Origin of the sequence: Bacillus sp. cl95 (assembly GCF_900115925.1) — a bacterium.
GTDB lineage: Bacteria > Bacillota > Bacilli > Bacillales > Cytobacillaceae > Neobacillus_A.
The window spans coordinates 123783-147396 of record NZ_FOYF01000001.1; the positions used below are offsets into that span (position 1 = coordinate 123783).

Annotated in this window: 19 protein-coding genes and 1 other annotated feature; of the genes, 5 read left to right on the forward strand and 14 right to left on the reverse strand. The window is 38.1% G+C overall.

The features are described from left to right. Positions 1-9: 9 nt before the first annotated feature. Together BMZ31_RS00675 and BMZ31_RS00680 are read right to left on the reverse strand one after the other, a co-directional pair. The gene (locus BMZ31_RS00675) at positions 10-1881 is read right to left on the reverse strand and encodes a glycosyl hydrolase family 18 protein (RefSeq protein WP_090829802.1); all 1872 of its coding nucleotides are present in this window, start codon (positions 1879-1881) and stop codon (positions 10-12) included. 28 nt (positions 1882-1909) lie between these two features. Continuing rightward, on the reverse strand, positions 1910-3661 hold the full coding sequence (locus BMZ31_RS00680; protein WP_175477964.1) for a C40 family peptidase: 1752 nt from the start codon (positions 3659-3661) through the stop codon (positions 1910-1912). A gap of 287 nt (positions 3662-3948) precedes the next feature. Between BMZ31_RS00680 and pssA the strand changes: the two genes are divergently transcribed. Further along, the gene (gene pssA / locus BMZ31_RS00685) at positions 3949-4680 is read left to right on the forward strand and encodes a CDP-diacylglycerol--serine O-phosphatidyltransferase (RefSeq protein WP_090829804.1); all 732 of its coding nucleotides are present in this window, start codon (positions 3949-3951) and stop codon (positions 4678-4680) included. Positions 4681-4731: 51 nt separating this feature from the next. Here pssA and BMZ31_RS00690 read toward each other — a convergent pair whose 3' ends face one another. Next, complete coding sequence (locus tag BMZ31_RS00690) at positions 4732-5265, reverse strand: M15 family metallopeptidase (protein WP_090829805.1); 534 nt, start codon at positions 5263-5265, stop codon at positions 4732-4734. 139 nt (positions 5266-5404) lie between these two features. After that, positions 5405-6130, reverse strand: a complete 726-nt coding sequence (locus BMZ31_RS00695) for a GDSL-type esterase/lipase family protein (protein WP_090829806.1) — start codon at positions 6128-6130, stop codon at positions 5405-5407. A gap of 174 nt (positions 6131-6304) precedes the next feature. Here BMZ31_RS00695 and BMZ31_RS00700 point away from each other — a divergent pair, with 174 nt between their 5' ends. The 3 genes from BMZ31_RS00700 to BMZ31_RS00710 all read left to right on the forward strand — a co-directional run bounded on the left by BMZ31_RS00700 (position 6305) and on the right by BMZ31_RS00710 (position 9947). Beyond that, positions 6305-7639, forward strand: coding sequence for an APC family permease (locus BMZ31_RS00700; RefSeq protein WP_090829807.1), 1335 nt, complete (start codon positions 6305-6307; stop codon positions 7637-7639). A gap of 56 nt (positions 7640-7695) precedes the next feature. After that, positions 7696-8145, forward strand: a complete 450-nt coding sequence (locus BMZ31_RS00705; protein ID WP_217642734.1) for a hypothetical protein — start codon at positions 7696-7698, stop codon at positions 8143-8145. Between the two features lie 80 nt (positions 8146-8225). Further along, the gene (locus BMZ31_RS00710) at positions 8226-9947 is read left to right on the forward strand and encodes a S8 family peptidase (RefSeq protein WP_090829809.1); all 1722 of its coding nucleotides are present in this window, start codon (positions 8226-8228) and stop codon (positions 9945-9947) included. Positions 9948-9987: 40 nt separating this feature from the next. Here BMZ31_RS00710 and BMZ31_RS00715 read toward each other — a convergent pair whose 3' ends face one another. Both BMZ31_RS00715 and BMZ31_RS00720 read right to left on the reverse strand, forming a co-directional pair. Then, complete coding sequence (locus tag BMZ31_RS00715; RefSeq protein WP_254778536.1) at positions 9988-10644, reverse strand: NUDIX hydrolase; 657 nt, start codon at positions 10642-10644, stop codon at positions 9988-9990. A gap of 36 nt (positions 10645-10680) precedes the next feature. Then, on the reverse strand, positions 10681-11250 hold the full coding sequence (locus BMZ31_RS00720) for a hypothetical protein (RefSeq protein ID WP_090829811.1): 570 nt from the start codon (positions 11248-11250) through the stop codon (positions 10681-10683). Positions 11251-11357: 107 nt separating this feature from the next. Here BMZ31_RS00720 and BMZ31_RS00725 point away from each other — a divergent pair, with 107 nt between their 5' ends. Then, complete coding sequence (locus BMZ31_RS00725; protein ID WP_090829812.1) at positions 11358-12155, forward strand: CPBP family intramembrane glutamic endopeptidase; 798 nt, start codon at positions 11358-11360, stop codon at positions 12153-12155. Between the two features lie 14 nt (positions 12156-12169). Here the strand turns inward: BMZ31_RS00725 and argS are convergent, their stop codons facing one another. From argS to mprF, 8 genes are all read right to left on the reverse strand, one after another. Then, on the reverse strand, positions 12170-13864 hold the full coding sequence (gene argS, locus BMZ31_RS00730) for an arginine--tRNA ligase (protein ID WP_090829813.1): 1695 nt from the start codon (positions 13862-13864) through the stop codon (positions 12170-12172). A gap of 45 nt (positions 13865-13909) precedes the next feature. Then, positions 13910-14126: a binding site (T-box leader), on the reverse strand. A gap of 47 nt (positions 14127-14173) precedes the next feature. Then, positions 14174-14881: a DedA family protein gene (locus BMZ31_RS00735; RefSeq protein WP_090829814.1), complete on the reverse strand. Its 708-nt coding sequence runs from the start codon at positions 14879-14881 to the stop codon at positions 14174-14176. A 391-nt stretch (positions 14882-15272) separates the two neighbouring features. Continuing rightward, positions 15273-15938 carry a vWA domain-containing protein gene (locus BMZ31_RS00740; RefSeq protein WP_090829815.1) on the reverse strand — a complete coding sequence of 222 codons (666 nt, stop codon included), beginning with the start codon at positions 15936-15938 and terminating at the stop codon, positions 15273-15275. A gap of 138 nt (positions 15939-16076) precedes the next feature. Then, positions 16077-17738: a DEAD/DEAH box helicase gene (locus BMZ31_RS00745; RefSeq protein ID WP_254780677.1), complete on the reverse strand. Its 1662-nt coding sequence runs from the start codon at positions 17736-17738 to the stop codon at positions 16077-16079. A 152-nt stretch (positions 17739-17890) separates the two neighbouring features. After that, the gene (gene hmpA, locus BMZ31_RS00750) at positions 17891-19087 is read right to left on the reverse strand and encodes an NO-inducible flavohemoprotein (RefSeq protein ID WP_090829817.1); all 1197 of its coding nucleotides are present in this window, start codon (positions 19085-19087) and stop codon (positions 17891-17893) included. Positions 19088-19315: 228 nt separating this feature from the next. After that, a complete protein-coding gene (locus BMZ31_RS00755; RefSeq protein WP_090829818.1) occupies positions 19316-20158 on the reverse strand; it encodes a DUF1835 domain-containing protein in 843 nt (280 codons plus the stop codon). A gap of 230 nt (positions 20159-20388) precedes the next feature. After that, complete coding sequence (locus tag BMZ31_RS00760; RefSeq protein WP_090829819.1) at positions 20389-20886, reverse strand: GNAT family N-acetyltransferase; 498 nt, start codon at positions 20884-20886, stop codon at positions 20389-20391. Between the two features lie 48 nt (positions 20887-20934). After that, entirely contained in the window at positions 20935-23484 is a 2550-nt protein-coding gene (mprF, locus tag BMZ31_RS00765) for a bifunctional lysylphosphatidylglycerol flippase/synthetase MprF (RefSeq protein ID WP_090829820.1), read from the reverse strand. Between the last annotated feature and the right edge of the window lie 130 nt (positions 23485-23614).

The window sequence follows — 23614 nt, forward strand, 5'->3', positions numbered from 1 at the left end:
TTCTTCCTCCTACTTAATCCCTAAGACTACATTCAATTTTGCATGTGTTAAATTGCCTGCTATACCATCAGCTTTCAATTTATATTTCTTTTGAAAATTGATGACAGCCGTTCGCGTGGCGGTGTCGTAGGTACCATGAGATTTCCCTTTATAAACGTTGACTTTTCTTAATTTGTCCTGCAACTGAACGACCGAAGTACCTTTTGATCCGTATTTTAAAGTAGGATAGGATTTAGCTACAACTGGAGGTGTTTTCACAACCAGCTGAGAAGTCATTACCCATCCGACCGTTGTACCTGATTGTATCCTCACCCATTTCACTTTATTACGATCGGTGTATTCTTGAATGACCTTTACGGAATCTTTAACAGTTAACTTTTTTAATATTTTTTCATTTGAAGTAGCTGCTCTTCTTACGTAGGTGTTATTGAGTTTTGGTGACATAAATTTCCCCACTAGTGAAGGAGGAGGTGCTGGTTTTGGTGGGGTCTTAGACGCCGGTACACTTGGCTTTACTGCAGGCTTTGTTACAGGTGCAGTTACCTTCGGAACAGTTGTTACAGGATTGGTTGAACCATTTGTCTGCTCTGTAGGCTTTGCTGGTTGAGCAGGTGTAACCGTGATTTCACCATCATGTGAAATCCATGTCCTGTAGTTTTGCCAAATCGAAGGATTCTCCTGCCCTAAACTCCAACTGCCTGTCCCTTTTAAATTGTACTTATGAACCAAAGTTAGTTTAGCTTTAATCGAATCATGGTTCTCAAACCATATCTGATATTGTCCGGGACCAAGTCTGGTTCCTGAAAATTCAAATGGAGCATCACCTTCTTTAATGTTAATGGTTGCTCTTGGCGATTTTGTCACTTCATCGAAGGAAACCGTTCCACCATATTTCTTAAGCATTTCATCGACACGTAAATTGGAGATGCCATTTCCACCGTATGAGGTTCCTACTTTCCAATAACGTCCGTAAAACGGTACGCCGAGTACAATTTTTTCAGAAGGAACTTTTTGTGCCAAAGCGTATTGAATGGAACGCTCTACCCAAGGATAACTTGCTACAGGTCCTTCCGCACTACCAGGAAAACTCTCGTCATAAGCCATAATCATAAGATAATCGGCATATTTGGCAAGTTCCGGATAATCGTAGGACCCGTGCCACCCTTTTTTCCAGTTATTCGGATTGGCAGCAACCGCAACTGATACTTCTTTTTCAGGAGGAAGTTTATCGTTTAACAGTTTGATTAAATCAGTATAATTATCACGATCGATATCAGTTACATTCTCTATATCTACTTGTACCCCATAAAGATCATGCTCCACAATGAAAGCTGCAATTTGACTTGTAAGATTTTCACGGTTTTCCAATGCTGCCCGTCCTATATTGCTATCCCAGTGATTACTTAAGAACGGTACAACTTTAATTCCCCTTTTCTTCATTTCACTAAGAAAAATCGGATCAAATTGCTTTGAAATATTTAAAGATCCATCTGCGTTGATGTCAAAATAACTTGGAGAGACAACATTTAAATTCCCTTGCGTTTGATCGATTTGCCTTATATATGAGGTAGTATTTCCAAAGTACAAATAAGTCATATTGAAATTTGATTGATGTGCTTTAGCAGAATTAAATGGGATGGTGGCTAAAATAACTGCACCAGCAACAATGACGATGGTGGCGGCTTTGATTTTTGGAAAGCTTCTATTGACAAATGCTTCTGCCACGTCCTTTATATCTTTTCGTGAAAATTTATTTTTCCAATCAAATTCAATTCCAAACTCTTCGAGAAACTTGGGAGATGCTGATTTGCAGAAGAGCGTTATTTCGATTTCCTCAGCATGCCTTTTGATCTCGTATTTATCAAATAAACTGCTATCCATTTTTCAAACACCACCAATCCATCGGTTTTTAGTAGATTCTTTTTGCTCCCATGTAATACTTTCCCCAGTAAGAATCATCTATAGAGTACACCCATATCCCCTTTGATGATGTTGCCGATACGAAGTTATTTCCGCCAGTATAAATGCCTACATGTGACACTTTTCCTGGAGTCACGACACCAAAAAAGACGAGGTCTCCTGGTTTTAGATCAGCTTTGGCTATCGGTTTCCCTGTCATGTATAGTCCCTCTGATGTATTCCTGGAAATCTCCACACCCTGCTTATTGAACATGAAATACACAAATCCTGAACAATCAAAGCCTGTTGGAGTGGTACCTCCCCATTTGTATGGAACACCCGTATAAATTTTTGTATCCTGAACAAGATTTTTCTTAACGATTGCATGTTCAATTTCGGTTTTGGTCGTAGAATCAATCTTACCTGTAATAGCTAATCCATAGTCTTTTTGAAATGCCTCCACAGCAGCCTCTGTTGATGTGTCTGCTACGCCGCTGAACACAGAGACGGCATAATATCCCAGAGTATTTAAGTCTTTTTGTACAGAGGTTATGTCCGGACTTGTTGTTGGAGCTGTGGGGGCAACCAGTGGTGAAGTGATCGTTGTACTACCTGTGGTCCCGTTTATCGTTAATTTTTGTCCGACTCTAATAATGTCCGATGTTAAGTTATTAAGACTTCTAATACTATCAACGGTTGTATTGAATCTTTTAGCAATGACAGATAAGCTGTCCCCACTGACTACCGTGTAAGACGTCGTCTGAGATGTCGGCGGTGACGAAGGTACGTTTGTTGTCGCTGGCAATACAAAGGTAGCACTCAATTCAGGTACAACTACTACCTGTCCTATACGTATCACGTCAGAATTAAGATTATTAAGAGTTTTTAAGTGGTCTACAGTTGTGCTGTATTTTTTTGCAATAACTGATAAACTATCGCCGCTAACTACTGTATATTGAGCAGTTTTTGATGAAGGTGGTGATGAATTTCCATCATTGGCAGCTGTTGAAGATGGTACGGCAAGCTTCTGTCCAATCGTCAACGTATCAGACGATAAGTTATTCATCTGCTTTATATTAGAAATTGACGTACCAAAACGCTGAGAAAGATTCCATAATGTATCCCCTGCAACCACAATATAGGTGCCTTCATTTACAGCTGAATTCATAGCAGGTTCTGAACTGATGGTTGCAGGGTTTGAGTTTGATGTAGGTGCTGGATTCTCCAAAATGTTAGTGGGAATCACCAATACTTGTCCCACCCTAATGAGATCACTTTCAAGTTGATTTTCAGCTTTGATTTGCTCTACACTAGTATTCAATCTTTTTGCAATTACAGAAAGACTGTCACCTGAAACAACCGTGTAAGTTTTAGGACTAGAATCAAGCATGGAAACAGTAGCCCCTTTTGGAATGGTTAAAGTTTGCCCAACTCTAATCACATCCGAAACTAGGTTATTCGCTTCTTTTATTTGTTCTATTGATATTCCATATTTTTTTGCAATTACAGAAAGGGAATCTCCACCCTGAACGGTATATGTATTAAATCCAACCATTTCTGGGGTTGTCGTATCATTTGTAGATGCCGATGCTCTTTCCTGAGTAAAAGAAAAACAGGAAATAACAATCGTTCCTAGAAGGATTTGGACAGACTTAATTTTGATATTTGGTATTTGCTTACTGATGTACTGTTTGACTGACTGTTCAATAGACTGATTACTTTCACTCTTCGCACCCAATTCTTCTGAAAATTCTTGATTCATGGGATGAAGATATAAGGATAAGATATAACCGTCACCACTTTTAATGAGCTTATGCTTATAAAACGTCTCCACATTCATCACCTCTATGAGTTATTCTCTCTTGCTAATTAGGTGATTATTTTGGTAATTTTTCCATCAATCTTTTTTCGCTGATAGGAGAAATTTTTTGAAAGGAATGCGAATTATGAGATTAATTGCCGAAAGATTATGTGTTATGATAGATATTAACGGGTATCATTCCATAATAATGCAGAAAAATTTTTCGTGATTTGAGGTAATTAGAGAAAATGATTAGAAGAGCGATTCCAAACTTATTTACACTTAGCAACTTGTTTTGCGGATTCATTTCAATTGTGTTCACGGCAAACGGAGATTTTAAAAATGCTGCCATCTTAATTTTAATCGGAATGATGCTAGACAGCATGGACGGTCGATTGGCAAGAATGCTTAATGCTCAGTCTGAAATAGGAAAAGAATTGGATTCTTTAGCAGACATCGTTACTTTTGGTGTTGCACCAGCTATTCTTGTTTACTATGCATCTTTTTCACAATACGGACTGATCGGCTTAATCATTGCGGGCTTATTCCCTCTTTTTGGAGCATTTAGACTTGCCCGTTTTAATGTAAATGCAAAAAGCTCGATTAACTACTTCACAGGTGTCCCTATTACGGCAGCTGGTGGGTTATTAACTTTAATTGTGATGCTAAACAGATGGATTCCTGATTTGATTATCAGCGTTTCATTCATGGCACTTTGCTTTCTGATGGTTAGTAAGTACAAAATCCCAAGTTTAAAAAGCGTTCCTCTTCCAAAGTACGGAACGATTATTACCGCATTGCTTGGCTATCTTCTATTTATCATTATTAAAAATGAACATGTTGAGAGACCTTATTTCATTTATATCGCAGTGCCGTTATATGTTGGTTTTATTGGATACCAATTAAAAAAACGAAGCAAAAATCGTGCCGCTGCTAAATTGGAAGCACAAAGACAAGAAGACGAGAAAAATTCAAAATAAGAAAAGTGGATTTCCTTTGGAAATCCACTTTTCTTATTTAACCACTTAAATTTAAGGGCGCTTCCCTCTCTGGAGCTCCCTAATTGACAATCCAAAGTTCATCTCAAGGTGAGGATAATCTTTAAAATCAGCCCAGTCTCCGCCCCATTCAAAACCAAGATCTTTTGCTATATTCACAACTTCCATCCAATCTGCCTTCGCATTCCCATTTCCGTCATATTCCATGTCCCAAATAATATTTCCGTCTTTTGCAATCAAAGCGAAATCGAGGGCCAAGCCAAAATTGTGGAAAGATTCTCCGCCTCTTGCGTGAGTAACAATATCACCATCAACGGTGCGCCCTTGGGCATACAATGCATCCTGATCTCCCACACTTCTGAAACCTTCTGTAATCTTTATGGGTATTCCGATTTGTGACGTCTTTTGAATGAGTTGATCGCGCCCATCCAGAACTTTTGGATGCAACTCCGTTGGATAATTTATTTTACTAAGATCTGGCTCTTTAATATAGTTATAGTATAAGAGGTAAGCAATCACTATAAAAAGCAACAATGTAAAAGCGTTTTTGAATTTGAATCTTTTCACTATTTTTTCTCCTGTTATCTAGTTTACTGGAGGTCGTCAAATTTTTTGGTGTAATAAACTTTCGCTCAGTACAAATTGTTCCTTTTGTTTCCCCCATCTTATATGACGATTGAAATCAGTAAAAAGTTCTCTTATATCGTTATTCATTTTTTGCAAAGTTATGTTGATTCATGATGCGGTTGGCGAGAAGTTCGTACCCATCTTCATCGAGATGCAAACTGTCGCTAAAATAATCGCTTTTATTTTTCCCTTTGAAGAGATCATTAGTACCTACAAAAACCGTATTTTTCTGTGACTTAGCAATTTCCTCCGTCGCTTCGTTCCACTCGTCGATATAGGATTCGATTTTTTCACCATCAGGATAAGGGTTATAAATACCCACAACCACAATAGGGGCACTTTTATTAGCCGTTCGCAACAATTCGAGTATTGCTTTCATATTGCGCTTGTATTCATAGAAACCTTTCATAATCTTATCATGATTTAATGGCGAGTAATCTCCCCCATTGCTTTTAATTAAGTCGTTAGTGCCGATAAAAACGATAAAATGATTGGCTTCATTCAGTTTTTCTGTTGTGTGGATATTTGATAATTCGTTCAATACACCTGATGATTTTCTACCTGGCACCCCAAAATTCTTAATGACAAATGAACGATCTTGATATCTTCCATTCAAGTTTCTTTCTAGAATTCCAATATATCCTTCTTCATCCCGGTCTCCCTTTCCATATGTGAGAGAGTCTCCGAATGCCATTATTAAGGTGTCTTTCTCACCTTTAACTTTATCATCAAGGAACATCTTATAAACTATTCCTCCTATTACTGACAACATTAGAATAATAATAACCATTTTTTTCATTTTCATTTTTCCTTCCTATATTGTTCTATCATTCCTATTACCCACGCCACTTTAGATAAAAACAATATTATTTTTACCAACATTTTAATTATTTTTTAAATTCTGAAAATTATATAATGATAGCAACCTATGTTATAATCCTGTTAATCTCAAAAATACATATGTGCGTAGGTGATGGACATGGAAAAAGAGACACATCTTAAGAAGAATATCGGTTTTATGGTAGCCACTTCATTGGTCGTAGGAACGGTGATTGGTTCGGGTATTTTCATGAAACCTGGAATTGTCATTGCCTCTGCAGGGAATTCAACAATGGCCTTATGGGCTTGGGTGATTGGAGGAATTATTACACTTGCGAGTGGGCTAACGATTGCAGAAGTAAGTGTCAAAATCCCAAGGACTGGAGGCCTTTATGCTTACTTAGAGGAAGTCTATGGAAAACTGTGGGGATTTCTTTGCGGCTGGATACAAACCATCGTTTACGGACCAGCCATCATAGGTGCACTAGGCCTATACTTTGGATCACTAGTAGCAGCTATGTTCGGAATGTCAGATAGCCATAAAGTTTGGATTGGCATTGTGACGGTTCTCTTTTTAACATTCATGAATATCTTAGGTACGAAATATGGGGGCATCATTCAAAGTGTTTCCACTGTTGCAAAATTGATTCCGATAGCATTTATAGCAATTGGAGGAATTGCGATAGGTGACGTTCCAGTTCTCAATATGGATAGTGGCAGCACTCAGGCTATCAGCATGGGAGCGGCTGTACTTGCCACACTTTGGGCGTATGATGGGTGGATGAATGTTGGTTTTATGGCCGGAGAAATGAAAAACCCGCAGAAAACATTGCCTCGAGCGATAATCTCTGGCATCCTATTCGTCATGGTAGCCTATTTATCTGTGAACGTTGCCATGTTACATGTGTTACCGGCTGAAAAGATCGTTGAATTAGGACCTTCTGCTGCAAAGGAAGCAGCCAATATTTTATTTGGAGCAACAGGCGGACAACTAATAACAATTGGAATTCTCATCTCCATTTTCGGGTGTTTGAATGGAAAAATATTAACTTTTCCACGAATCCCGCTGGCAATGGCAGAGAAGGGATTACTTCCAGCTGCTCACGCCTTATCACATATTCATCCAAAACTAAAGACTCCCATTAGGGTGACGGTAGTTGAAGTTATCATTGCCATTGTAATGATGCTTGCAGGTAATCCTGACAGACTATCAGATATAGCCATATTTTCTGTGTTTTTATTTTATGGACTTGCTTTTTACGCAGTGTTCCTTCTACGTAAAAATGAAAAGCCTGAAAATGGAACTTATAAAGTCCCCCTTTATCCAATCACACCGATTGTCGCTATCATTGGAGCAATCTATATTCTAGCAAGTACAATCATGAAAACACCAAGTGATACGTTTATCTCTATCATCATTACCTTGATAGGAGTGCCTGTATTCTGGTTATTACAGAAAAACAACACAAATCAGACGCTGAGAAAAACAAGTTAAGCTTTACTCACCTAGACTGCCAGCATAGATGCTTGGCAGTCTTTTGCCTCTATACCATGAAAGCAGGTGAAAAAATGTATATCCATTTAATGATTGCGCTAACCTCTTGGTTGATTGCGGCACTGCTCCCCACACTTTCCAACTCTTTATATGTTTCCTTTATGTTCTTCGGATTGATTTCTTTCGTACTATTCATTAAGGATTTCCTTCAATCAGTAAATCAAAGACTCACTCTCCAGGCTTATGAAGCAGAGAGTAAGAACCGTGCTGATCTTAGTTCATTCTCTGGAACCTTTATACGAATTAATAATGAAGCACCCCTATTTTCAAAAGATTTCGTCCAGGTTGTTTTTTACAATGGTGAAATGGAAGTTCCCCTCTTCTGCCGAAACATGGATGTTGTCAAAAAGGTTTTAGATTTACAAAGTGAAGTAGTTGTTTATTATGAAGGTTATCTCCTAATCGACGTTGATTATAAAGATGTATCAAAATCAAAAGCCAATTAATATTTATTGTGAGGTTTCTGAATTCTACAAAATGGATATAGGTAGAAGTGTCAGAAAATTCAACCTATTAGGAGGCTTGCATGAACAAAATCTCTCGCATTATCGTTTCGTTTGTTTTAATTATTGGATTCATTTTCTCTTTCTCTATTTCACAACCAAAAGCTGTCATCGACCAGCCTGAAATCGATCCGAAGCTAAAAGAACTGTTAGCCAATCCCATTACTACAGGAAAAATCGATGCCGTTATTACTTATCAAGAAATGCCTTCATTATCAGACATTCAGTTGCTTCAAAGCATTGGCTTTAAAACGAAAAAGTTTAATAGTCTTCCAATGGTGGCCATCAGCGGGAATGTATTGCTTTTTGAAAAATTACTTAATCTGACAGACGGAATCTTATCAATCTATTTGAATGATAATCTAATGTATTATCTAAGAGACAGTCGACAATTAATTGGAGCAGAAGCGGTTTGGAACGATCTTGGATACACCGGTAAAGGGGTTACAGTAGCGGTCATTGACAGTGGCATAGATGCTACCCATCAGGATCTACAGTTTGGAGAAAAAGTCATTCAGAACGTCAAATTCCTTACAGGAAATAGCTTGTTTGGAAGTGAGTCACTTTTCCTAGAAAATGTTCCGAATACGGATACTACCTCAGGTCATGGAACACACGTGGCAGGAACAATTGCAGGAAATGGAACCGCATCAGCTGGCCTTTATAAGGGCGTAGCTCCTGATGCAAAACTAGTCGGACTCGGAGTTGGTGAAGGAATAAATATACTTTGGTCTCTAGAAGCTTTTGATTATGTTCTTGAACATCAAGAAGAATACGGAATTGACGTGATTAGCAATAGCTGGGGATCCACTGGGGAATATTCACCGAATCATCCTATCAATGTTGCATCAAAGAAAGCTCACGATGCTGGTATGACGGTTGTATTTGCAGCAGGCAATGAAGGACCGGAGGATAATACTCTAAATCCTTATTCTGCACCACCTTGGGTTATCAGTGTTGCTGCAGGTACTAAGGACAAAAAGCTTGCTGACTTTTCTTCTCGAGGAGTTGAGGGTGACGAGTTTTTACATCCAGATATTACGGCACCAGGTGTTGATATTGTTGCGACTCGGTCATCAACAGGCTTAGTGATGAACGCTCTCGGGACGGCTACTGATGCTACTTATATCGATCCTATACACCTTCCTTATTACACGACTTCAAGTGGAACGAGTATGGCTACACCGCATATATCAGGTGTCATTGCCCTAATGAAAGAAGCACAACAAGCGTTAACGCCAGATATGGCCCTTGATTTGCTGATTAATACTGCAGATCCAATGGCCGATTATAAGCTACATGAAGTCGGTGCTGGCTATATCAATGCCTATAAAGCAGTCGAACAAGCAGCAAACTCAAGAATCAAAATTGCTGGCTACACTGATAAGAAGACGGGTAAAAAATATGATACTTATACCACACAGCATACATGGGAGGGCTCTGTTGGTACAGGGCTGGCTGATGCAGGAGTTGCTTCACATGATTATTATGGCATTGATATAGAAAAAGGCATTGTTTCTTTGAAAGTACGTATTGAATGGACTTTACCCGCCAATGATCTGGATTTAGAAGTCCGTGATTCCGAAGGGAAATTGGCAGGAAGTTCTGGAAATGGTGTCACTTCTTACGAAGAAACCTTAATACCTTCCCCGATTTATGGGCAGTACAAAATTGATGTAATCGGATATCTAAATACAGTTGAAAATTATAAAGGGATTTATACAGTGGAGAGAATCCTAAAATAGACAGAAAAGAGGCATCGTTTTGAACGATGCCTTTACTAAGTTATTTATCACGTGATGCAAGATATTCCCCTATCATTTTTACGATTGCCGAACTATACGATTCTTGATGTGGTACGAAACGATCCATCCCAACATTTTGCTTGATGGATAATCTCTGACCCTTTGAATCGTATTCAAATCCTTCTATTTTGATTTCTGAGACTTCATTCATATAAAAAGATTCAAATTCGCTGAATTTTGCTCGGACAATTCCTGTCACTTCCTCTGATTGCAATCGGAAATCTTCCATTGGAAGCCTATTTTCATATAAGAAAATGTGACTGTATTCTTTATCAATTAGGTTTTTTTGGTAAATTTCATTCTTCACGATTCCAAGAGACACTACTTCCTTCCACTCTATCGGGACACCAAGCTCTTCTTGAACTTCACGGATTCCATCTTTTACAGTTTCACTCGCCAAGAGATGTCCAGCTGCCGTAATGTCTAGTAAACTAGGATAGTCTTTTTTCAAGTGGCTTCTTATTTGAAGATAAATATAATCTTCGCCTGCTTGCCTTTCGACAAACCAACAATGGAATGTCTCATGCCATAAGCCTTTACGATGAGCGTCCGCTCGTGAGGCAGTACCAATTTCATTTCTGTTTTCATCGAATATTTTCAGAAGTTCAGTCTCCATATGATGCCTCCAATCAATCATTCATATTGCATTAAGCTTGATCCTGATAATCACCCTCTAATATGAGAACAAGAATAAAACCATCCCTGTAAAAACGATAATAATAAAAATTATTGCAGTAATGATACTGAACTTGAACATATTTTTCGTGTATCCTTCCAAGTTCTCGTTTTTATCAAGTTTCCTATTATGAATGACAGTTGACACATTGATTAGCAGTAACAAGATTATGAACAAGAAAATATAAAATAAATGAGCATAGTTACCTTCAAGTAGCATTTTATTATTAGGACCAGCAACCATGGCATTAAATACACCGATTACAATGAGAAGCATCTGGGAAGTTATGTGCATCTTCTTCTGCTTTTTCCATTCACCACCAAGTTTTGTTTTTTCATAGTCTTGTAACTCACGCCAATCCTTAGAAAACAAAGTTATTATCGGCATATCTTTTATGACTATAAAGAGAAGTTGAAATACAGTTAATAGAATGAGGGAAATCCACATGGCTCTAGTAGTTATACCATTATACAGCAGTAACATAAAAATTCCGAAACCGATCAACGCCATCATATTCATTTGAATCAAATGCTTTTTACGGAGCATCTTTAGTCTTTCCTCATTCATGGATATCGCCTCCTAAATCTATTATAATATGTATTTTATAAATTGGTTGATTTTTCCTAAAACTAACTTAGAATAAAAATGAAGCTTATATGGAATGAGGAATATAAATGAAAAAGAATTTGATCATTGGAATTGTTGGCTTTTTCGTTTTAGATTTATACTTTAATTTGGTTCCCGTTAAGTTAACAAATATGTACTTGCAATTGGCCACAATCCTCTTGTTTTTCCCCCTCGCTTCCTTAATCACAAAAGTTGCGGGTCTTGGTGGATTACGCGGTATCGGTCTCTACATTCATAAAGGTTGGGGCAGGAATTTTCTCTTCAGTTTTTTGATTGGCTTCAGTTTTTGGCTAATATGGTATGGAATCGATTTAATCACCGGAACTACCGAATATCAAGGAAGAAAACAAGGAATGCAGATTATCATGCCACTCATGCAAATACTTGTAGGTTTTTTCTTCGGGTCTTTCATCAATGGCATCATTGTCCGTGCTTATGTCATCACACTACTGAAGGACCATCTGAAGATTAGCTGGGTTTTTACTATCAGTGTTTTTATCTACGCATTCGAAGATTTTTGGTATGCAGGATTTTCGTGGAGTAATATTATCTTTAGTGTTATTCTTGGTTTATCATTAACTTATGCTTATTTTAAGACTGGCTCTGTTTGGGCGGATGTCGGCATTCATTTCGGTTTAAATGTGGCCTATGGTTTATTCTACGGATTAGTAGGGAACAAAGATTCAAGAATTTTTCAAATTGAAGAAACGGGTCGCGAATCTGTACTATCTTCTGTGAATCCTTATTTCATACCTCTCTTAATGTTTTTATTTTTGTTGTGGGCTCTCAAGAAGTATGAATCCACTACCTTCATAGCGAACAAAAACGAGGGCTTTCCTGTATAAGCCCTCGTTTTTTATTACATTTCCTCAGGAGCCTGCAGTCCTAATAGACGCAGACCTTCTTCCAAGACTGTGCAGATAGCAGAAACAAGTTTTAGACGTGAATACTTCCATTCATCTTCTTCCAAGATCCGAACGGCTCCATAATATTTATTGAATGCTTGAGCAAGATCGACTACATATTTAGCAATCTGAGATGGATCATATTTTGCAGTCGCTCTTTGAATGGCTTCTGGAAATTCTAATAGCTTCATCGTAATATCCCATTCTTCAACCCCACTTAACGCTGGTGAATCTTGAGCCTCTCCCGTATTCCAACCACCTTTTCTGAGCAGTGAGTTAGCACGAGCGTATGTGTATTGAACGTATGGTCCTGTTTCTCCTTCCACACGCAACATATCTTCAAGATTGAAATCAATATCGTTCATTCGGAAGTTTTTCAAGTCATGGAAAATCACTGCACCGACCCCAACCATTCTGGCTACCGCTTCCTTGTTTTCAAGGTTCGGATTCTTTTCTTCAATATTCTTTTTTGCCAAGGCAATGGACTCATTCAATACTTCCTCTAATAAAATTACTTTCCCTTTTCGCGTTGACATTTTTTTACCGTCTTTGAGAATCATTCCGAATGGTACATGCACCATTTGATCTGACCAAGCGTATCCCATCTTCTTTAGTACGTGAATTAGCTGTTTGAAATGAAGTGTCTGTTCATTCCCAACCACGTAAATGGAATGAGCAAAGCGATAGTTTTCAAATCTATATAATGCCGCTGCTAAATCCCTTGTGGCATAAAGTGTGGCACCGTCAGACTTCTTAATTAAACAAGGTGGCATATTTTCCGATTCTAAGTCGACGACTAGAGCTTGTTCAGAAGTTGTCAGCAATCTTTTTTCTTCAAGCAATTCAACAACTCTGTTCATTTTGTCATTATAGAAGGCTTCCCCAGCAAAGGAATCGAATTTAATATTCAACAAATCATAGATTCTCGAAAAATCTTTTAGTGACTCCTCTCGAAACCATTTCCAGAGCGATAAGGCTTCTTCATTGCCGTCTTCAAGTTGCTTGAACCAGTTTCTGCCTGCAACCTCAAGCTCAGGATCTTTTTCTGCTTCATCATGGAATTTGATATATAGTTTGAGGAGTTCCTTAATGGGATTGGCGATGACTTCCTCTTCATCTCCCCATTTCTTATAGGCAGTAATCAATTTCCCGAATTGTGTTCCCCAATCACCTAAATGATTAATTTTAACAGGCTGATAGCCGCTTTTTTCAAAAATCAGTGATAGTGAATTTCCAATTACAGTTGATCTCAAATGCCCCATTGAGAAAGGTTTTGCAATATTTGGCGATGACATGTCGAGGGTAACTACGCCCTTACTTTTATTTTCTGAACTTCCGTATTGGCCACCTAGTTTCAGAACATTTTGGATTACATGCTCTGTTACAGCATCTTTTTTCAAGAAAACATTCACATAACCACCGGCGGCTTCCGTTTTTTCAAATAAGGGAGACGTAACATTTAATGCAAGTTCACTAGCAATCACTTGCGGTGATTTCCTTTTTATTTTCGCCAGTGAAAAGCAAGGAAAAGCATAGTCACCGAGTCCGCTGTGTTTCGGTTTTTCAATCATCAATGTGATTTCATTTTCATTTAGATCGCCTTCTAGTAAGGGCGATAATACAGAGGCAAATCCCTTTACATAATCCACTATTGTTCCCCCTCATAAAAAATAAAAAACTCCCGCCTCTTCTGAAGAAGAGACGAGAGTTTAAGATTCCCGCGGTACCACTCTAATTGTTCCGTAAACGGAACCTGCTTATCTTGATAACGGGGCTATCCCCGGCATTCCCTACGTTTTTTCAAGAATGCATCTCCAAAGTGCGCTTCATGAAAGATTACACATCAGGCTCACACTCTCCCTGACTCGCTTAAGTTTCCTCAATCATTACTCTCTTTGTCATTGACGTTTTCATCATTCAATTTCATCCTATTATAACTCATTTTTCCGAAAAATCAATCATTTAGCCATGATCATATAGATGATTAATCCTGCTACCAATACAAATGTTGAGACAACGGATATATATACTTTTACTCTGGATTTAAAAAATACAAAACTTTTATTTAGATATCCTACAATATGAATACGATACTTTTTTATTAAGTAAAACAACACAATTGCTAATATGAACGATGTACTACCTAGAACAACATGTTCATGCATCCATTGATAAAATCCTTCCCAATTTGGCCCAAGTGCTTTCCCACCAATAACAAATGGGGTCACCCATAAAAAAGAACCAAAGAAACTATAAAGGGCAAATACAGGAAATTTCATTCTTGTGATACCAGCGAAATAACCAGTAAAATGTCGAATTCCAGGAATAAAGTAAATAATGACAATCAAATAATTTCCATGCCGATTAAACCAATTCGAAATTTGTTGTATTCTTGCAGGACCCAAATGTATGCGCTCTCCATAACGTTCAAAAAAAGGCATTCCTAGTTTGTATCCGATGCCATAGGTTATGAACATCGCCAATGTCGTGCCCGTTGCTGACGCAAAGATGCTACCAAAAGTATTTAAGTCACCTTGATATGACATCACTCCTGCATAACCCATGACCGCTTCTAGAGGGATGGGTGCTGCAAGAATACCAAGGCATAATGACAATACAATGACAAGATATCCATATTGAGCCATAATGTCTGTAATATACTGCATAATTAAGCCCCGTCTCTTTATAAAAATAACTCAAAACTTTGTCGGATTTTTCTTACTTCTATCATAACACATTCCGACGAAATTTATGATAGGCATGCTTGAATTTCCAATAACATTTTCTTTTTGACAAGACAACCAATTTACCAACAAAAAAGGCGCAAGCGCCCTGATTAGCCCCGACAGGCATAAGACGAATCACGCAGGAAATCTTGATTTCTGAAGTGATTTGGCTTATGACCAAGGTTGTTTCGGCTTTAGGAAACAACCCCGAGGGGCTGGGCGCTGGAGCTGGATTATTAGACAAACGTAGAAAGTTATCCACATTAATTTATTTTATAATTTCCTAGACCACAAAAAAGGCATCCAATTTACTTTGGATACCTCTTTGTCCCTATAATACGCTCTTTTCTTTTGCTTCCTTGATCCACTCTGGAAATTCATGTAGAAGTTTATTGTATAGTTCTTCGTCAGAAATCTTTTCGATATCCTTAATATGAAAAAAATTGGCATTATCAATAAAGCGGCCATCCATCGTGTCGAGGTTTTCCAAGACATCGAAGTTGGAATCACCAATTCCAACAAATTGCCAAAACAAAGGCTTATTTGATGAACTTACAACTGGTTTCTTAATACTTCTTTTGCAGCCACCATCATTGATAAAAACTATAAAAGCCGGATCTTTGCTTGGATCTTCAACTGTATATTTATTAATAACATCTTCCATTACAGGTGGTTCGTCGTTTCTGCCGAATTTGTGGATCAACTCATTATTTAAGATATATTCATTTACATAGTTTTGAAAATCACGTTCACTCACACTTTTCAATCTAGAGTACTCATTATCATATACCCACACATCGAGCATGCCGTCATCATCAAATTGGCTTGCTACAGCGAGGATGCGTTCAACGACCTTCTGAACAGTCCCATTCTTGTATAACGTTCTCATGGATCCCGAAATATCTAGTACAAGTCCAACTCTTGCCACTACGCCTGTAAGTTTCTTTTTTTCAAGGACAACACCGGCTGTCTTTTTCATTAAACTTATGGTACTCAATTTGATCACTCCTTCGCAAATGTGTCTTTCTACATGATTATACAAAAAATTCTAATATTTGTAATTTGATAAGAATATTTTTTTATTCTATCAAAAAACAGAATAAGAAAAGGATGCATCAATCGATGCACCCTTCTTCTATTTACCTTTTCTCCTAGAAATCACGCTTTTGGAAACATTTCTTTTTGGGCCTTCTGATTGACGTGAACCTTGACGTCCTGAATCGCGCACATTTCTTTCGGAAGAACGAGTTCTCCCAGAAGCTGGCCTTTCAGCACTTCGAAAACGTCTTTCACCTAAATTTTCCGATCCTCGCTCACGGCCTTCTGAAAAGCGATTTCTCTCCGAACCAAGATTTGTTTCACGACGGGTTCCTTCAGAAGATGGTCTGCCTTCACCAATGCGTCTTTCACTTTGACGACGTTTTGTAGATCGGTTTCGAGCAACCTCTCTTTTGCTGTCACCACGTCCTCGCTCTCCTTCACTTCTTGAGCCGGAGCGACCTCGCTGATCGTCACGTCTTCCTTCACTTGGACGACGTTCACCATCGCGACCGCCTGAAGTTCGGCCTCTTTCACTTGAACGGTTTCGATCAGAGCTTCTTCTATCGCCACTTCCAGCGCGTTTTCGTGCTTTCCGTTCTGAGTCTTCATCACTTTTTGCAGCAACAATATTATATGAAGTGCCTTCAAGCTGGCGCTTTTCAAGTTTCATTCCAATGCCTTCTTCGATTAACGCAAGGAATTCACGATCTTTGGGCGCCATTAAAGTAATAGCCAATCCTTTCCCGCCGGCACGTCCAGTACGTCCAATTCGGTGAATATAGCTTTCTACATCGTGTGGGATATCGTAATTATATACATGCGTAACTCCCTCTACGTCCAATCCACGCGCAGCTACGTCCGTAGCAACTAAGAATTGCAAATCCGCTTTTCTGAAGCGATCCATTACCTTTTCACGTTTTGCTTGTGACAAATCACCATGCAGTTCTTCTGAGTTATATCCTTTGCTAACCAACGCTTCATTTAGGGTATTTGCTCTACGCTTCGTTCTGCAAAAGATTACAGCCAAAAATGGACGGTGCTGATCTAAAAGAGTAACGAGCGTACTTTGCTTTTCACGATCAGTCATTTCGTATACCAGTTGTTTAATATCTTTCACGGTAACTTGCTTTTCTTTTACATGAATAGTGACAGGAACTTTTAAGAATTGTTTTGCGAGTGACTGTACCTGTGGTGACATCGTCGCAGAAAAGAGCATGGTTTGACGTCCAGATGAAGTTTGACCTAAAATCTCTTCTACATCCTTCTGAAAACCGATATGAAGCATTTGATCTGCTTCGTCTAAAACAACCATAGATGTATCTAAGAAACTAATCGATTCACGGCGCAGATGGTCTAGCAGACGGCCAGGTGTACCTACCACAATATGAATGTTCTTCTTAAGCTTGTGTAACTGCTTTTCAACATCCTGACCACCGTAAACAGCCAAAACATTGACATCCGGACCCTTAAATTTATTAATTTCGCTTGTGATTTGCAAAGCAAGTTCACGAGTTGGTGTAACAATCAAAGCTTGAATATGCCTGCGATCCAAGTTGATATTTTCAAGAATAGGCAATAAGAAAGCAAGCGTCTTACCTGTTCCTGTTTGTGCCTGTGCGATGACGTCATTACCTTCTAGTAGAACGGGAATCGCTTTTTCCTGTATTGGGGTTGGCTGCGCCAAACCATGCGCTCGTAATGTATTAACTAAGTCAATGTTGACTCCTAATTGTTTGAAATCTTGCAAATGATTCACTTCTTTCTTTTTTCAAAAATCAATGTAACTAATCATAACAGAAAATGACTGTAACTGATAGGGGACCTTACTATATGAAAACGATAACTTCAATCTAAAGCAAAAACAGACCACTCTGTTATAGAGTAATCTGCTTTGATATGTTTTTATTCTTATAGTTCGTCTTTTGGTCCGAAAAATTCGAAGTGAATGTTGCTTTGTTCTATTCCTAAGTCTGCTAGTGATTGATGAAGTGATCTCATGAATGGCACTGGACCACAGAAATAATAATCTGCTTCTTCTAGCAATGCGTTTTCCTTAATCCACTCAGCTGTAATATATCCTTGTACTGCTCCGTCGCCAGCTTCGACAACATCGTAAAATACGTGTGCAGATACATTTTTGTGAATGTTGGCCACTTCTTGGACATGGTTATTAAATGCATGCATTTTATTATTTTGAGCAGCCTGGATGAAAATTACCTTTCTTTCTGGCTGTTTCTCCACGATAGTGTTTAACATACTAATCATCGGTGTAACTCCAACGCCACCACCGATGAGGACAACTGGAGTGCTTTTTTCTGTATCAAGGACAAAATCACCAGCTGGAGCGCTGACAAGTACTCGTTCGCCTTCTTTTAAGCCGTTATGAAGATAGTTGGAAACCATTCCGTCTGGATTATTGTTTCCTGCTTCTTTCTTTACACTGATACGGTAGTAATCTTTTCCAGATATATCTGATAGGCTGTATTGACGGATATGTGTATATTCTTGTCCTTCAATTTCAAGCTTGATACTGATGTATTGGCCAGGTTGGAATGGTGGTAGCTCTTTACCATCCGCAGGTTTTAAATAGAAAGAAGTAATAACGTCACTTTCAGTAACTTTTTTGTCAATGATGAAATACTTAAAGTCTTCCCATCCACCGGTTTGATTTGCAGCCTCATCATACATTTCTGCTTCTACACTAATAAATACGTCAGCGATAACTCCGTATGCATCTGTCCATGCTTGTAAGATTTCATCTGTTGCTGCATCGCCTAATACATCTTTAATCGCCATGATTAAATGCTTGCCGACGATTGGATAATGTTCCGGCTTGATGCCAAGACTTCTATGTTTATGAGCGATTTGTTTTACAACAGGTACAATCGCTTCTAATTGATCAATATATTTTGCAGCCGCATAAACCGTGTTAGCTAATGCTTTTTGTTGTCTTCCTTGCTTTTGGTTTGCATGATTAAAGATATTTAATAATTCTGGGTGGTTTGTAAACATCATCTCATAAAAGCGTGATGTGATTTTTTCCCCATGGATTTCTAATACAGGTACAGTAGATTTAATGATGTCAATTGTTTTTTGGTTAAGCAAGTTAAGCACTCCCTTTGTCATTTCTTATATCAACATAGTGATTATAAGTAATATTTCTCTTGAAGGTTGTGATTCAAATCACACTGTGGTAAAAATCTATTATTACTTTATCCTACGAGTTTGACTTCACTGTTATCCTAAAACAAAGTAACTCGCTTAAAACTGATTTTTACCTCAGTGTTTTCTATACCCTTTGTAGGCTTGGCGATAACCACAGTTTGCAAGCACTTACTTTGCCCGGACACTGTAGAAAGGCATTCCTTTAAAGGAGCCTTCAACTTCAAGTAATCCTTGTGAGACCAATTCTCTTAGACGGTATTCTAAGAATTGATCGCCGACATCATGATTTAGATAGCCAATGGCTTCTCCGATGATACGAGGTGCTCTGATGAATTCCTTCTGTTTTCGTTTTCCGTGTACCTTTAGAACAATTTCATAAAGATAGTCATCAAAGTAATCGACAGGCACTTCCTTGATCTGGTTTTTCCACCAAATTCTTAATAGTTCCTTACTTGAGGAGAGCACTCCCCATTCTTTCATTAAGGAAATCTTTTCTGTCTCATTCACAGGGTCAATGCAAGCTGCCTCCTTATAAATAAGCTCAAGCTTATCAGGATTGACTTCTCCCACACTGCGAATATCCATTTTATATTTTCCTGTATTGAATAATCGATCAAAAATAGGTTTGACGTTGAGGATTCGGATTGGGTTTGATTGGTCTCTTAACAGGTACATAATAAGCCTTATTCCAGCTTGTTCTGAAGCATTGTTTGTACACCATATCGTAATCGGAGTTTCTTCTGTAACGGAATTTACTTGATGTACACATTTCATAAACTCTTCTTGATAACTTTTTTCAAAAAAATCATCTCCTAATACAATAGGAAGGTGTTGTATTAACCAATTTTGGCGATTTACAAGTCCTTCAGGCTTGTGGAGATTCCATAATGGACCGACCACCAAGTTATCGTGAAAGCCAATTACTTGATTACTCTCAGATGAGTCAGTTTCTCGGAACATATACTTTAAACTGGCTGTTCCACTTGCTCCAAACAGAATATGTACATGCATATCTTGGGATCACCTCTTCGGATTGTGCGCTTTTAATGTTTTATTCGCCTTATTCATAATCATTTTAGCAACGAGAATGGAGTACTTATGAGCGACCTTCTTTTTAATCCTTTTATAATCAGTTTCAGCCTGAATTTGAAGTCAAATCGCTTGTTTTTCTGAACTAATCTCCGTTTTTAAGAATGTTTTCAGTATTTTAACGCCAAATTCAATTATTAAGCCTCACTCGATTAGATTAGCTTCGCCATATAGTATTCGTCTACATACTGACCATTTAGTATAACGGAATGCCTTTTCGTACCTTCGATATCAAAACCGCATTTTTTATATAATGACACTCCTACCTGATTCTCAACGATGACTGTCAACTCCAGACGATGTACTCCTACTGCCCGTGCCCAATTCTCTAATTCTCCGAAAAGTTTCGTCCCAATGCCCTTTCCGCAAAAATCAGACCTGATTCCAATCGCAATATAAACGGAATGCCTCGTTTTATTAGCGCTACCTCCTCGAGCTAACAAGTACCCTAGTAATCTTCCATCTTCTTCAGCAACAAAAATAGTAGAGTTCTGCTCCTCATTCAGCGCCTTAATCATAGCCAATTGCCTTTCTGTTGTTAAACCTCTTTCCCCCGGTCCAAATAGCATGTAATTCGACTCTGCCTCAATACTTAATACCAATTCAACCATTTTTTCAGCATCTGATTCGCGTACATGACGAAAAATCATGGTCTCTCCTCCAAAACAGCCTCCCGATAATCAAGGAGGCCAATATTTTTAGTCCTTCTTTTTTGAGATTAGCAACGTCACTTGCATCATCGTAAAGAATAACGACGATTTCTTTTTATAAGCTAAATACTTCGGTTCCCATTCGTCTGCATACTTTTCCTTAAATCGGCGAACACCTTGGAATTGATATAAGAAATGCCCTTGCGAATAGATTTGAGAGGCTATTCTTTCACCAAGGAAAGCATATTTCGAAATGCCAACATTCGATAGTGGCGCCATTCCTAGATTAAAACGCACATAACCTTCTTGTTTAGCCCACTCAAGTAAGTTCATGAACATATAATCCATTGTTCCACTAGGAGAATCAGGTACATATCTCATTAAATCGATGGAAATCACCTTGTTCTGATCGTAAACAGGCATTAACGTTGAAAATGCCAGCAACTTCCCATTTGCGTCCCTTATAATGGCCACTGGGGTCAAATTTATATATTCTTCGTCAAAATAGCCTAATGAAAAGCCTTTTTCCTTACGACCATCAAGCCATATTTCCGAAACTTCCTTTAGTTCATGGAGCAATTCAGCATCAAATGGTGGTAAATTCACGCTAAACAAGATTCCTTCTCGCTCTAGTTTGTTTCGCACAGCCCTCAAGTTTTTCATTCTTTTTCCTGATAAAGTAAAGTCCTTTAACTGAACATAGCCCTCTTCGCCTAACTTAAAGAAATCGTAACCATTTTCATGAAGGTATGGAAGCATTTCTTTGCTTACTTGATAGTAAATGGGTGTATACCCGAATTTGTCTGCTTCCTCCCGGAACTCTTCCATAGCCCGATGGATTGATGCTTTTTCACCCACTGGATTTCCAAGTACGACTATCTTATCGGCATATATTTGATATCCGAATAACACATCTTTGTGAGTAGACCAGTGAACATACTTATCATATAGGAACAACAAATGAGAAAGTACTGTACCCTTATATTGAATCAAATGTTCCCTCACAATCATGGATGTATTTTTCCCCATCTTCTTTGGTTTGAAGGAAGGCATATCTATCTTAAAACCAAGAAGAAGAAATGTAGATGCAATGATAAGTCCAATCATCCCACTTCGAAAAAGTTCATAAGGATTGATAAGGATAATTTCCTGCAATTTTACAGGTACTTTAATATTAGATGAAGGCAAATTCACATATCCGATAAAGAAATAGAAACCTAACATCAACAATATGATGCAAGTATCAAAAAGAAATTTACCCCATGTGTGAACAAAATCCTCTCGATAAAATCGGTGCCTCGCTAACCATAACCCCCAAGCAACTAACAAAATAAAAATCGCTTCTTCATAATCAAACCCTTTTGAAAAAGTAAATAAAGAACCTGCGATTAATACTCCGATTGTCAAAAAATAGGCTCGTTTTACTCGATATTCAATTCCTCTTGCAAGCCCCAAAAGAGAAATTCCAGCCGCGATAGAAAGTTGATGAGAGAGATTCATAATCGGTGCTGAAAGGACTTCTTTCATAAACGATAGCCTATTAAATATCCCTGGAACAGATGCTGAAAAAAGCAAGATAAATCCTGCCAAAAAAACCAGTACAGTCAAAATAACATGACTGATATTCGCCATCACAATGTTGGGGAGGTTTGTCCATTTACGATTGAACATTCCCCACAAATAACGGGCTTGTACAATGAAGGAAACGAAAAATGGGAAAACATAATAACTGAATCGATAGAGTAAAATCATCAACAGGATTGTTTCTTTTTCCAAACCTAAGGATTCAAGTCCAATTAGAACCATGAAATCAAATGAACCTAGCCCTCCTGGAATCATACTCATGACGCCGGCGCAGGTCGCGATGATAAAGATGGAAAGGAATTCAAGAATTGGAATGTGTTCACCTAAAAGTATTCCGATTCCGTAAATCGCCATGAAGGCAAACAGCCATTCTACCGTAGAAGTTGAAATCAACTGGAAGATGTATTTTCGATCAACATTCCTTCTTAAATCAAACTGCTTGGTAAAACTAAGACTTATTAATACTACTGGCAGATAAAGTGCAATGGCCAAAACCGCAAGTTTTAACCATCTATATTTCACAAGTAGTGAAGAATCTAATACCCCCATTAATATCAACCAACATAATAGAGACATACCAGAAAGATAGAAAAACGAAAGTTTCGCAATTTCTTTGATGATTGATCGTCGCTCGAGGTTGTAGCGTTGATAAAAATACGTTCGTAGTGCCGCTCCTGCAAATCCTCCAAATCCAATGAAATTGGAAAATGTGTTGAAAATATAAGACTGGGGAATCAGTTGTTTTTTGCCGATTTGAAGGCCTAGTTTTTTCGAAAAGACAAAATCGTATAAAATCATGGGAGAGACAGCTAAAAATCCTAATAAGGTAATACATGTAAGCTTCAAAAAACTAAGTTCATCAAATTGTTTCTTTAGTAACTCGCCGTTTATTCCCTCAAAAAATCTACGAGCTCCAATTATCACTACAATGAGAAGAACTGCGGGAATAAGTACTTTTAAGTATGAAAGCCACTTTAATTTCTTCGTTTTACTCAATGTCGTTCTCCATCTCATATAAGAATTTCACATCCATACATCATTCAACCATTTTGGAATGAATATCCATTACTATTTAATACTTTATCAAAAAAAACATAATTTCACCTTTTATTTTCCCCAGAAATTAAGGTAGATATGACCGATG